This is a genomic window from Pseudarthrobacter oxydans, assembly GCF_034258515.1.
GTDB lineage: Bacteria > Actinomycetota > Actinomycetes > Actinomycetales > Micrococcaceae > Arthrobacter.
In genome coordinates this window covers 4106840-4119102 of sequence record NZ_CP139438.1, presented here as the reverse complement: position 1 = coordinate 4119102, position 12263 = coordinate 4106840, and the positions used below count along the sequence as shown (strand labels likewise).

Annotated in this window: 12 protein-coding genes; 7 read left to right on the top strand and 5 right to left on the bottom strand. The window is 66.9% G+C overall.

Translation table 11 applies throughout. The features are described from left to right. Nucleotides 1-22 precede the first annotated feature (22 nt). The 7 genes from SMD14_RS18795 to SMD14_RS18765 all read left to right on the top strand — a co-directional run bounded on the left by SMD14_RS18795 (nucleotide 23) and on the right by SMD14_RS18765 (nucleotide 7732). Nucleotides 23-2230 carry an efflux RND transporter permease subunit gene (locus SMD14_RS18795; protein WP_321214656.1) on the top strand — a complete coding sequence of 736 codons (2208 nt, stop codon included), beginning with the start codon at nucleotides 23-25 and terminating at the stop codon, nucleotides 2228-2230. A 144-nt stretch (nucleotides 2231-2374) separates the two neighbouring features. Further along, the gene (locus tag SMD14_RS18790) at nucleotides 2375-2650 is read left to right on the top strand and encodes a hypothetical protein (RefSeq protein WP_157240518.1); all 276 of its coding nucleotides are present in this window, start codon (nucleotides 2375-2377) and stop codon (nucleotides 2648-2650) included. Nucleotides 2651-2901: 251 nt separating this feature from the next. Next, the gene (gene dnaK / locus SMD14_RS18785; protein WP_157240520.1) at nucleotides 2902-4779 is read left to right on the top strand and encodes a molecular chaperone DnaK; all 1878 of its coding nucleotides are present in this window, start codon (nucleotides 2902-2904) and stop codon (nucleotides 4777-4779) included. Between the two features lie 5 nt (nucleotides 4780-4784). Next, complete coding sequence (locus tag SMD14_RS18780; protein WP_157240522.1) at nucleotides 4785-5465, top strand: nucleotide exchange factor GrpE; 681 nt, start codon at nucleotides 4785-4787, stop codon at nucleotides 5463-5465. Between the two features lie 263 nt (nucleotides 5466-5728). Next, nucleotides 5729-6700: a DnaJ C-terminal domain-containing protein gene (locus SMD14_RS18775; protein ID WP_157240524.1), complete on the top strand. Its 972-nt coding sequence runs from the start codon at nucleotides 5729-5731 to the stop codon at nucleotides 6698-6700. 14 nt (nucleotides 6701-6714) lie between these two features. Then, nucleotides 6715-7140, top strand: coding sequence for a heat shock protein transcriptional repressor HspR (locus SMD14_RS18770; protein ID WP_104999308.1), 426 nt, complete (start codon nucleotides 6715-6717; stop codon nucleotides 7138-7140). A 205-nt stretch (nucleotides 7141-7345) separates the two neighbouring features. Further along, entirely contained in the window at nucleotides 7346-7732 is a 387-nt protein-coding gene (locus SMD14_RS18765) for a hypothetical protein (protein ID WP_321216310.1), read from the top strand. Between the two features lie 22 nt (nucleotides 7733-7754). Here the strand turns inward: SMD14_RS18765 and SMD14_RS18760 are convergent, their stop codons facing one another. Genes SMD14_RS18760 through arsB form a run of 5 tightly spaced genes read right to left on the bottom strand, consistent with a single transcriptional unit; the run spans nucleotide 7755 to nucleotide 12139 of the window. After that, nucleotides 7755-8270 carry a DinB family protein gene (locus SMD14_RS18760; protein ID WP_321214655.1) on the bottom strand — a complete coding sequence of 172 codons (516 nt, stop codon included), beginning with the start codon at nucleotides 8268-8270 and terminating at the stop codon, nucleotides 7755-7757. Beyond that, nucleotides 8270-9634 carry an FAD-dependent oxidoreductase gene (locus SMD14_RS18755; protein WP_321214654.1) on the bottom strand — a complete coding sequence of 455 codons (1365 nt, stop codon included), beginning with the start codon at nucleotides 9632-9634 and terminating at the stop codon, nucleotides 8270-8272. The genes SMD14_RS18760 and SMD14_RS18755 overlap by 1 nt, the downstream gene beginning before the upstream one ends. A 34-nt stretch (nucleotides 9635-9668) precedes the next feature. Next, nucleotides 9669-10646 carry a thioredoxin-disulfide reductase gene (trxB, locus tag SMD14_RS18750; RefSeq protein WP_321216309.1) on the bottom strand — a complete coding sequence of 326 codons (978 nt, stop codon included), beginning with the start codon at nucleotides 10644-10646 and terminating at the stop codon, nucleotides 9669-9671. Between the two features lie 53 nt (nucleotides 10647-10699). After that, nucleotides 10700-11122, bottom strand: a complete 423-nt coding sequence (locus tag SMD14_RS18745; RefSeq protein WP_104999201.1) for an arsenate reductase ArsC — start codon at nucleotides 11120-11122, stop codon at nucleotides 10700-10702. Nucleotides 11123-11146: 24 nt separating this feature from the next. Then, nucleotides 11147-12139, bottom strand: coding sequence for an ACR3 family arsenite efflux transporter (arsB, locus tag SMD14_RS18740; RefSeq protein ID WP_321216308.1), 993 nt, complete (start codon nucleotides 12137-12139; stop codon nucleotides 11147-11149). Nucleotides 12140-12263: the final 124 nt, after the last annotated feature.

Below are 12263 nucleotides of genomic sequence, written 5' to 3'. Positions count from 1 at the left end.
TCCCTCCCCTGGAAGGCAAAAAATGAGAACCACATCCAAAGGTTCGGAACGTGTCCCGTTCTGGTTGCGCTGGCTGCTTCCCGTCATCCTGGTGCTGACCTGGCTGGCGCTGGCGGGCGTCGGAGGGCCAACATTCGGGCGGCTCGAAGAGGTCTCCTCCAACGACCAGGCCTCCTTCCTTCCGGCAGGTGCAGAAGCAACCGAGGCGCAGGACTGGCAGGCCAAGTTCCGTGACTCGGATGAGGTTCCGGGAGTCATCGTGATCGAAAGCAGTGAGGCCTTCACGCCGGCCCAGCTGGGGGAGGTTGCAGGACTGCGGGCGGAGCTCGAGGAACTGCAACTCGGCAGCGCGGTCATTGGACCCATCCCCTCCGAAGACGGCAAAGCCGTCCAGTTCATCGCGCCGATCGATTCCTCGGCCGAGGTCAAGGAAGCCGTGCAGGAGTTGCGGGACACCGTTGCCGGCGCGGCCCCGGAGGGCATGCGGACCTTCGTGACCGGCCCGGCCGGGCTCGCGGCGGACCTCACTGCCGCCTTCGCCGGGATCGACGGAATCCTCCTGCTGGTGGCCCTGGCCGCAGTGTTCGTGATCCTGCTGGTGGTGTACCGCTCCCTCCTGCTGCCCGTCATGGTGCTCCTGACGTCCGTCTTCGCGCTGTGTGCGGCCATCCTGCTGGTGTTCGGCATGGCAAAGGCCGGATGGATCCAGCTGAACGGCCAGAGCCAGGGCATCCTGTCCATCCTGGTCATCGGCGCCGCCACGGATTATGCCCTGCTGTACGTGGCGCGGTTCCGCGAAGCCCTGACCCACACCACCAACCGAACCGCCGCGGTCCTGACGGCGTGGAAAGCGTCCTTCGAGCCCATCCTGGCCTCCGGCGCAACGGTGATCATCGCCCTGCTGTGCCTGCTCTTCTCCGACCTCAACTCCAACAAGGCGCTGGGTCCCGTGGCAGCGGCCGGCATCCTCTGTTCACTGTTTGCCGCGCTGACGCTGCTCCCGGCCCTGATGGCACTGCTGGGCCGGGCTGCCTTCTGGCCCTTCCGTCCCAAGCTGCTCCCCGCGGACCAGCGCGAACCCGAGCTGGTCACCGGTCTGGAAGGCCAGAAGGGCCTGTGGCGTGCCACCGGGTCCCTGGTTTCCCGGCGGCCCCGCGTGGTGTGGATCGCTTCCGTCCTGCTGCTGCTGGTTGCCTCGGCCGGCGTCCTGCAGCTCAAGGCCAACGGCGTTCCACAAACCGACGTCATCCTCACCGCATCCAACGCCGTTGACGGCCAGGATGCCTTGGCGCGGCATTTCGACGCCGGCAGCGGCAGCCCCGCCGTCGTGGTTGCGGACCAAGGCAAGGCAAAGGAAGTACTGGACACCGTGAAAGCGGCCGACGGCGTGGGCGAGGCTTATCTCCTTGCCCGGGGTTCCGTGCCCATCACCGGAGCCCCCGGTGCTCCCGGCGCACCTGACGTCCGCGACGGGAAGGTGCTCATCAACGCCACCCTCAACTCCGCCGCGGACTCCCTTGAAGCCGAGGAAGCGGTCAAGGCGCTGCGCGCCGACGTCAAGTCAGTGGACCCGGAAGCGCTGGTGGGCGGCGTAACCGCGACGGCGCTGGATACCAATACCACCGCACAGCGGGACCTGGTGATCATCATCCCGGTGGTCCTGGTGGTGATCCTCTTCATCCTGATGCTGCTGCTCCGCTCCATCCTGGCGCCGGTGCTGCTGGTGCTCTCGGTGGTGCTGTCCTACGCCGCGGCCATGGGCGTCTCCGCCTTTGTTTTCAACAACATCCTGGGCTTCCCGGGGGCGGATGCCACAGTCCCGCTGTTCGGTTTTGTGTTCCTGGTTGCCCTGGGCGTGGACTACAACATCTTCCTGATGAGCAGGGTCCGCGAGGAGTCCCTCAAGCACGGCACCCGGCCCGGCATCCTTCGCGGGCTGGGCGTCACCGGCGGCGTCATCACCTCCGCCGGCGTGGTTCTTGCGGCCACGTTCGCCGCGCTGGGCGTCATTCCGATCATGTTCCTGGTGCAGCTGGCCTTCATCGTGGCCTTCGGGGTGCTGCTGGACACCGTCCTGGTCCGGTCGCTGCTGGTTCCGGCGCTCGCCTACGACATCGGGCCCCGCATCTGGTGGCCGGGCAAGCTGGGGCGGCCGGAACTGGATGCGGCCATCCAGCGGGAAACCGGCGGCAGCCCCGAGCGCGTGGTGGAGGGTGCAGGCCACCGCTAAACCCCGGACCCGGCCAGTGCCGTGCCCCGGATTGCACGTGCCCCCTGAAGGCCGCTGCGCCGCGGCCCTGTTGGCTAAAAGACCCGCTCGATAGACTGCAAATGCGCCCGTATGGACGCGGAACCTCAAGGGAGAGAAGTCATCATGACGGAACATCACGCCGATGAGCAGCCCCGCAAGGGCAGTACAGCGCCGGGACTGGAAGGCGAAGGCGGACAGTATGTGGACGGCGACTACGGGGATGCCGGCACTGTGGGGGACGTCGCCGCGAACCGTGAAGACGGCGAATATGAGGACGGCGATTACGGCGCCGCCGGCACGGCCGGCCGTGCCCGTGAAGCGGATGTGATCGGTGAGGAGCTCACCGACGAACAGGTGAATACCACTGCCGAGGAGCGCCGCCCGGACGGCGACAGGTAACACGGCAGCAAGAAGCAGCGCGGCGGCAGGTTCTCCAGCAGCGAAACGGGGAACCGCCGTCGTCCGCGTTTAAAACCCGGGAACCGCGCCATTGCGCGGGAGTCGCGGCATGTGCGGACCGCCCCAGATCACAAGTTGAGTGTAGTACGCTCAACTTCGTATTGACATCATCTGTGCGCTGAGTAAAGTTGAGTGCAGAACGCTCAATCAGTGGGCGCCAACCAGTTTCCAAGGAAAGAAGGAAGCAACTCATGTCACGTGCAGTAGGTATTGACCTCGGAACCACCAACTCCGTCGTCTCCGTTCTCGAAGGTGGCGAGCCCACCGTCATTGCCAACGCCGAGGGTGGCCGCACCACGCCGTCCGTCGTTGCGTTCTCCAAGTCCGGCGAGGTCCTGGTGGGCGAGATCGCCAAGCGCCAGGCCGTCAACAACATCGAGCGCACCATCGCCTCGGTCAAGCGCCACATGGGCACCGACTGGACCAAGTCCATCGATGACAAGAAGTACACCCCGCAGGAAATTTCCGCGCGTATCCTCATGAAGCTGAAGAACGACGCCGAGTCCTACCTGGGTGAAAAGGTCACCGACGCTGTGATCACCGTCCCGGCGTACTTCAACGACGCCGAGCGCCAGGCAACCAAGGAAGCCGGCGAAATCGCAGGCATGAACGTGCTGCGCATCGTCAACGAGCCCACCGCCGCGGCACTGGCCTACGGCCTGGACAAGGGCAAGGAAGACGAACTCATCCTGGTCTTCGACCTCGGCGGCGGTACCTTCGACGTCTCCCTGCTGGAAGTCGGCAAGGACGAGGACAACTTCTCCACCATCCAGGTCCGCGCCACGGCCGGTGACAACCGCCTCGGCGGCGACGACTGGGACCAGCGCGTTGTTGACTACCTGCTGAACCAGCTCAAGGTCAAGGGCATCGACCTGTCCAAGGACAAGATCGCCCTGCAGCGCCTCCGTGAAGCAGCTGAGCAGGCCAAGAAGGAGCTCTCCTCCTCCACCAGCACCAACGTCTCCCTCCAGTACCTGTCCGTAACCCCCGACGGCCCGGTCCACCTGGACGAGCAGCTGACCCGCGCCAAGTTCCAGGACCTCACCAAGGACCTGCTGGAGCGCACCAAGAAGCCGTTCCACGATGTCATCAAGGAAGCCGGCATCAAGCTCTCCGACATCGACCACATCGTCCTGGTGGGCGGTTCCACCCGTATGCCCGCCGTGTACGAGCTCGTCAAGGAACTCGCCGGCGGCAAGGAGCCGAACAAGGGCGTGAACCCGGACGAGGTTGTGGCCGTTGGCGCAGCCCTCCAGGCAGGTGTCCTGAAGGGTGAGCGCAAGGACGTCCTGCTGATCGATGTCACCCCGCTGTCCCTCGGCATCGAAACCAAGGGTGGCGTGATGACGCACCTGATCGAGCGCAACACCGCCATTCCCACCAAGCGGTCCGAGACCTTCACCACCGCTGACGACAACCAGCCGTCGGTGGCCATCCAGGTCTTCCAGGGTGAGCGCGAATTCACCCGCGACAACAAGCCGCTGGGCACGTTCGAGCTGACCGGCATCGCCCCGGCCCCGCGTGGCATCCCGCAGATCGAGGTCACCTTCGACATCGACGCCAACGGTATTGTCCACGTCTCCGCGAAGGACAAGGGCACCGGCAAGGAACAGTCCATGACCATCACCGGCGGCACCGCGCTCTCCAAGGAAGACATCGACCGCATGGTCCGTGACGCCGAGGAGCACGCAGCCGAGGACAAGGCCCGCCGCGAGGCAACCGACACCCGCAACACTGCCGAGCAGCTCGCCTACTCCGTGGACAAGCTCATCGCGGACAACGCCGACAAGCTGCCTGAAGAGGTCAAGACCGAGGTCCAGGCCGACGTCGACAGCCTCAAGAAGGCACTCGAAGGTACCGACGACGCTGCCGTGAAGGCCGCCTTCGAGAAGCTGCAGGCTTCCCAGGGCAAGCTGGGCGAGGCCATCTACGCCCAGTCCGGTTCCCCGGACGGCGCCACCGGTGCTGCCGGTGCTGAAGGTGCTTCCGCAGGGGCCAAGGCAGGCTCTGCTTCCGATGAGGACATTGTCGACGCCGAGATCATCGACGAAGACGAAGCGAAGAAGTAGCAGCCATGCCCCATCACGGTAACGAGGAAGAGCACACTTCCGCAGGCCAGGAGAACACGGACCAGCGGGGCGACAGCCACGAGCCGGTCATCCGGGACAACCGCAAGGTTGACCCGGTGACCGGGCAGGCCCGCCATCCCGAGGGCGGCCACGCCGCCGCTGCCAAGGATTCCGACGGCGATGCGCTCGCCCAGGCTGAGGAGATCCTGAACGGTGTGGAGGTGCCGGCTGCGGAGTCCGTGGCCCAGGGCGCTGGTTCGGCAGGGACAACCGCAGAGGCCGCCGAGCTGAGGAATGACCTCCTCCGCCTGCAGGCCGAGTACGTCAACTACCGCAAGCGCGTTGAACGCGACCGCGCGGTGGCAGGGGAAATGGCCGTCATCGGCGTCCTGAACTCCCTGCTGCCGGTCCTGGACGACGTCGATGCGGCCCGCCAGCACGGCGACCTCGTTGACGGTCCGTTCGCCGCGATCGCCGCCAAGCTGGAGAACGCGCTGAAGACGTACGGCCTGGTCCGGATCGACGAGACCGGCGTGGAGTTCGATCCCACGATCCACGAGGCCCTGATCCAGCAGCCCGGCGAGGACATCGAGGTTGACACCGTCAGCCAGGTGCTCCGCTCCGGCTACAAGTCAGGCGAACGCGTCCTCCGCGCAGCGCAGGTCATCGTCGCAGTTCCGGCTTAGTCGGGGGTACTTCGGCGCTACGCCGGATAGGGGGCGGTGCCCTCCACACCGCCGCCCCCTATCCGGCCTCCGCGCCGGCGGTCATCTCGCCTAAGGTGAGGTAACCACAAAGCTCGCAGCGGTACAGGGGGGGCCTGGGAGTGGCATCGGGCCTGCCGGAGCGTGGCGGCTGGGGTCCGCAAGGACCCAGCCGCCACGCGAAAGGGCGGGGGCCCCTGTACCGCGGAGAGCTGTTAGTTAGAAGACTTTGAAAGGAAACGCCATTGGCTAGCCAGGATTGGGTGGACAAGGACTTTTACAAGATCCTTGGTGTCGCCAAGGACGCTTCCGACGCCGATATCAAGAAGGCTTATCGGAAGCTGGCCCGGCAGCACCACCCTGATACCAATGCGGGGAACACGGCTTCCGAGAAGAAATTCAAGGACATCTCCGAGGCTTACTCGGTGCTTTCGGATCCCGAGGAGCGCCAGCAGTACGACGCCATCCGGGCCATGGGCGGCGGCGCACGGTTTGCGCCCGGCGGTGCCGGGGCGGGCAACGGCGGCTTCGAGGACATGTTCGGCGGCCTCTTCACCGGCAACACCGGCCGGCATGCCGGCGGCTTCAATCCTTCCGCCGGCGGCATTCCGCCGGAGTTCGCCGACCTGTTCGGCGGCGGCTTTGGCCAGACAGGGTTCCAGCGGACGCCCCAGAAGGGTGCGGACCGCACTGCCTCCACGAGCATTTCCTTCGCCGGCTCCATACGCGGCACCACCATTGGCCTGCGGGAACCGAGCGGTGAAGTCATCGACGTCCGGGTGCCGGCCGGCATCAAGGACGGCCAGAAGGTCCGCGTCCGGGGCAAGGGCCAGCCCGGCGCTGCCGGTTACGGGGACCTGGTGGTGTCCGTCTCGGTCCAGCCGCACGCCTTCTACACGCGCGACGGCGACAACCTCCGTATCCACGTCCCCGTCACCTTCCCCGAGGCTGCTTTGGGAGCGGACATCGAGGTGCCCACTATCGACGGCGAAAAGGTGCGGGTCCGCGTGCCGGCCGGGACGCCGTCGGGCCGCACCCTGCGGGTCAAGGGCAAGGGCGTGAAGACGTCCAAGGGAACCGGCGACCTGCTGGTGACCATCGACGTCGCCGTTCCCAAGAACCTGAACAAGGAAGCCGAAACCGCGGTCAAGGCGTTTGCCGAGGCCACGGCGGGAGCCGATGTCCGTGAGGGCCTGGCCGCCAAGGCCCGGTTGTAGCAGGGAGGTGTGCAGTGGACGTCAGTGCTGACCAGCCCATTTTCGTGATTTCGGTGGCGGCTGAGCTTGCGGACATGCACCCCCAGACGCTGCGGCAGTACGACCGGCTGGGTATCGTCTCGCCCAGCCGCGCTCCCGGAAAGTCCCGCCGCTACTCACAGCGGGACGTGACCATGCTGCGTGAAGTGCAGCGGCTGTCCCAGGAAGGCGTCTCGCTGGAAGGGATCAAGCGGATCCTGGAACTCGAGAACCAGGTGGCCGCCCTGCAGGGCCGGATTGCGGAGCTGACCGAGGAACTCGGCCGGCGCCGGCAGCCCCTGGACGCACGGATCTTCGCGGCCGGCGCGGCCGGCGACGTGGTGAGCCTGGCACGGGGCCAGCGCCCGCGCCCCCGCTCGCAGGCCGTGGTGCTCTGGCGGCCCCGCTCCCTCGGTACATAGCTGCTTTCGCAAGCCGGACCTAAGTACCGCGCCGCCGGTACCGGCCGGAATTAGAGTACTCGCTACTCGTGACCCCGGAGCCCCCGGAAACTTCAATGGAACCACTGCTGGATCAGCAGCAGTGGTTCCAAGGTTTCTGGGGGTTTTCCATGTGTGGTTCCGCTTTTAGCAGCCCTGCCCGTGAGGCGCACCGATGAGCCCGGGGATGGAGGCGGTGGCAGCGTTCAGCGGCTCGCTTCCGGGCCAACTGCTGCTCGCCTTCGGCCAGACGATTGTGGTGGTGTGCGTCTGCTTCGACATGGTGCGCGCGCTGTCCGTCCCGAGGTCCCACCGGCGCTACCTGGCAAGCACTGTCTTCCGGACCCTGGCGGTGCCGTCCATCATCGTCAACGGGCTGACTGTCCTGATCGCCCTGGTGCTGGCGTCCTGGATCGATGTGGTGATGGGAATGTTCGTGCTGATGGCCATCGTTTTCCGCCTGCACCACGACAAGGACGAGGACAACTGGTGGAAGGGCAAGGGCAGGAAGCTTGCCCGCTGGGCGCGCCGCCAGTTCTCCGGGCGGACCGCCGTCGCCCCGGCGATGGGGTAACAGGCGTCTCCTGCCGCGGGTGCTAAAGGCTCAGTTGCTTGGCATGGAAGTCGAAGTGCAGCGTGGGGTAGCGGTATACCTCGGCAAGCGTCATCGATGGAGCGAAGAACGGGTCCCACCTGTCCGGAAACGCCATGGAGCGGGACAGCGACGCCTCGCTCTCGCGCTCCAGGCGGCGGGAGAGCGCAGCCAGGGTCCTGTCCAGTTTCCGGCCCATTCTCCGCCTGTCGTAGACGGTCGAAGCCGCCCGCGAGCCCCAGTAATTGACCACGTCGAACGGGCGGGTTCCGGCGTTGAGCAGCGCCGCGAACGCCTCGCCGGCCGGCTTGGGCAGGCGGCTGACAACGTGCACCAGGGGAATCAGGGCCCGCACCACCATGTACCCGAAGACCATGTGGAAGAGCAGCTGCTCATTGGTCCATCGGGTGCCGTTGCTGCCGCGGCGCAGGTCTTGTGGTGTTGCGCCGTCCAGCAGGACCTTGAGCTCGCGGGCCGCACGGGCATACCCGTCCGTGATGTCCTCCTTCGATGGACCCATCACTGCCTGCCATGCGAAAGCCCGGTGGGAAAGCCCACCAGTACCGGCTCGGGGGCGGTGCAGCAGCCCGCTCCGGAACCCGCCGGGGTGGCGGCCGGGACCTCGCAGCTGGTGCCGGCGTCAGTGGAGCAGACGCCCGTCTCGGGGAGTACCAGCTGGACGGTGTCGGAGGCTTCCTGGTCGCCGGCCAGCGCGGCGGCGACGGAGCGGACCTGCTCGTACCCGGTTGCCAGCAGGAAGGTTGGGGCCCGGCCATAGGACTTCATGCCCACGACGTAGAAGTCCTTGTCCGGGTGGGCGAGGAGCGTGGCTCCGTGCGGCGGCACCGTCCCGCACGAGTGGAATTCGGGGTCGATGAGTGGCCCAAGCTGGCGGGGAGCCTCGACGGCAGGGTCGAGGTCAAGCCGGAGCTCGCGCAGCATCGCCAGGTCCGGGCGGAAACCTGTGCAGGGGACGACGACATCGGCATCAAGGGTTCGGCCGTCGACGGATTGCACCGTTACGCCGGAGTCCAGCGCTTTCAGCGAAGCGATGCCGAAGCGGGTGTGCAGTTCGATGGTGCCGGCCTGGACCAGGCGCCGCAGCCGTGAACCCAGTTGCCCGCGCGCCGGCAGGCCGTCTGCGTCCCCGCCGCCATAAACCTTCTCTGCGGACCCGCCACGGACCGCCCACAGGATCCGGGTTGCCGGCTCCTGCCGGGCGAGGTCGGCGAGGCTGATCAGCGTGTTGGCGGCGGAGTGCCCGGCACCGACCACCAGCACCCGCCGTCCCGCGAAGCGGCTCCGCTCCCGGCCGGAAACGTCCGGGAGCGGCGAAGAGATCCTGTCAGCTGCCGCGTTTTCGCCGACGGCCGGCAGCCCTGAGGTGCCCAGCGGGTTCCGGGTGCCCCAGGTGCCGGACGCATCGATCACTGCTGCCACAGTGTGGTCGCGGGTCTCGCCGTTCCCGTGCTGCACCCGCACGGTGAACGGCGTGGTGTCCCGGTCCCGGGAGTGCGTCTTGTCCAGGCCGGCGCGGGTCACCGCCGTGACCCGCGCGCCGGTCTGGAGGCGGGAGCTGATGGCGGGGGTCGCAGCCAGCGGTGCGAGGTAGTTGTCGATGAGTTCCCCGCCGTAGGGCAGCGCGGTGGGGCGGGGGGCTTCCCAGCCGGCGGACTCCAGGAGGCGCACCGCGGCGGCGTCGAGGTTGAACCGCCACGGCGAGAACAGGCGGATGTGTCGCCAATCACCAATGGCCGCGCCCGCCGTCGTGCCTGCCTCAAAGATCAGCGGCTCAAGCCCGCGCTCCAGCAGGTGCGCCGCGGCGGCCAGGCCCACGGGCCCGGCGCCGATTACGGCAACCGGCAGGTTCGTCGTCGAATCCATGTGTCCTCTTTTGTTCTTGGGTGGGCGGGGCGGGTCAGGCGTGGGTTGGTTCCTCGACCAGGGCGGTGGCGATGCTGTCCGCGTCCTCCAGCGCCGCGAGGTAGCGCTCGGCATCCAGGGCGGCGGCGCAGCCGGTGCCGGCCGCGGTGATGGCCTGGCGGTAGCGGTGGTCCACGGCGTCGCCGCAGGCGAAGACGCCGGAGAGGTTGGTGACCGTGGTGGGGGCGTCCACCTTGATGTAGCCCTCGTCGTCCAGGTCCACCTGCCCGGCCACGAGTTCGGTGCGCGGGAGGTGGCCGATGGCGACGAAGATTCCGGTGGCGGCCTGCTGGCGGGTTTCCCCGGTGCGGGTGTCCGTCAGCGTGACGCCGGTGACCTTGGTATCGCCGTGGATGGCGGTGACGGCGGAGTTCCAGGCGAAGCTGATCTTGGGGTTGTCCTTGGCACGCTGCGCCATGATGCGGGAGGCCCGCAGTTCGCCCTTGCGCACGACGACGGTGACGGACTTGCCGAACCGGGTCAGGAACATCGCCTCCTCCATGGCCGAGTCGCCGCCGCCTACCACGATGATGTCCTGCTCGCGGAAGAAGAACCCGTCGCAGGTGGCGCACCAGGAAACGCCGTGGCCGCTGAACTTCTTCTCCTCCGGCAGCCCGAGTTCCTTGTAGGCGGAGCCGGTGGCAAGGATGACGGCGGGAGCCTCGTGCACGTCGCCGCCGCCGGTGACCACCCGCTTGAGGTGGCCCGCCAGCGAGACTTCCGTGACGTCGTCGAACACCACCTGCGCGCCGAACTTCTCCGCCTGTTCCTGCAGCCCGTCCATGAGTTCCGGACCCTGGATGCCGCCCGGGAAACCGGGGAAGTTCTCCACTTCAGTGGTGTTCATCAGGGCGCCGCCGGCGGTGACCGAGCCGGCCAGGACCAGGGGCTTGAGCCCTGCCCGGGCGGCGTAGATGGCGGCGGTGTAGCCGGCAGGGCCGGACCCGATGATGATCAACTGTTCTGTGTTCACGGCGTTCACGGTCTCGCTCACGGGAATCTCCTGGGGGTCGGAATCTTGTGGATCTACTTGGCGGCCGGGATGAGGGATTCGATCAGGCCCTCGATGCGGGTTTTGATCTGGTCGCGGATGGGGCGGACGGATTCAACGCCCTTGCCTGCGGGGTCCTCGAGGACCCAGTCCTCGTAGCGCTTGCCGGGGAAGTACGGGCATTCGTCGCCGCAGCCCATGGTGATGACGACGTCGGATTCCTTCACGGCCTCCGTGGTCAGGACCTTGGGAACCTCGGCGGACATGTCGATGCCCACCTCGGCCATGGCTTCCACGGCGGACGGGTTGATCTTGTCCGCGGGCTGGGAGCCGGCGGAGCGCACCTCGATGGCGCCCTTGGAAAGGCTGGTGAGGAAGGCGGCGGCCATCTGGGAACGGCCGGCGTTGTGGACGCAGACGAACAGGACGGACGGTTTCTTGGCGGTTTCGGTGCTCATGGTGTTCTCCGGTGGTAACGGTGGTCAGAGGATAGCGGTGGCGGGGCTGAAGAAGCGCTTGCGGGCCCAGAGGGCCGCATACACCAGTGCAACAAGTGCGGGCACTTCTATCAAGGGGCCGACGACGCCGGCAAGGGCCTGGCCGGACGTCACGCCGAAGGTGCCAATCGCCACAGCGATGGCCAGTTCGAAGTTGTTGCCCGCCGCCGTGAAGGCCAGTGTGGTGGTCTTGGCGTAGCCAAGGCCCAGCCACTTGCCGAGCAGCATGCCCGCGCCGAAGACAACCACGAAGTAGACCAGCAGCGGTAGCGCGATGCGGGCTACATCCAGCGGGCGGGCGGTGATGGTGCCTCCCTGCAGGGCGAAGAGGAGGGTGATGGTGAACAGCAGGCCGTAGAGCGCCCAGGGGCCGAGCCTGGGGAGGAATTTTTCCTCGTACCAGTCGCGGCCCCGGGCTTTTTCGCCGAGGGTGCGGGTGAGGAAGCCGGCCAGCAGCGGGACGCCCAGGAAGATCAGCACTGAAAGGGTGATGGCCCAGAAGGAGAAATCGGCGCTGGTGGTGGGAAGGCCCAGCCAGGACGGCAGGAGCTGCAGGTAAAACCAGCCCAGCGCGCCGAACGCAACCACCTGGAACAGGGAGTTGATGGCAACCAGGACGGCAGCGGATTCCCGGTCACCGCAGGCGAGGTCGTTCCAGATCATCACCATGGCAATGCACCGGGCCAGGCCCACGATGATCAGGCCGGTCCGGTACTCGGGAAGGTCTGCGAGGAAGAGCCAGGCCAGGACGAACATGAATGCGGGGGCCAGGACCCAGTTGATCACCAGGGACGACACCATGAGTTTCCGGTCGCCCAGCACACGGCGGGTCTGGTCGTAGCGGACCTTCGCAAGCACCGGGTACATCATGACCAGAAGGCCGACGGCGATGGGCAGCGACACTTCGCCCACTTTGACGGCTTCCAGCGCGGTGTCCAGGCCGGGGACCAGGTTGCCAAGGAGGAGGCCCAGCACCATGGCAGCGATGATCCACACGGGGAGGAAGCGGTCCAGGGTGGAGAGCTTGCCGGCGACGGCCTCTTCCCCTTGGATGGGCGGTGTCTCGGTCCGGGTGCTCACGGGTCTCCTGTGCTGCTCGGCG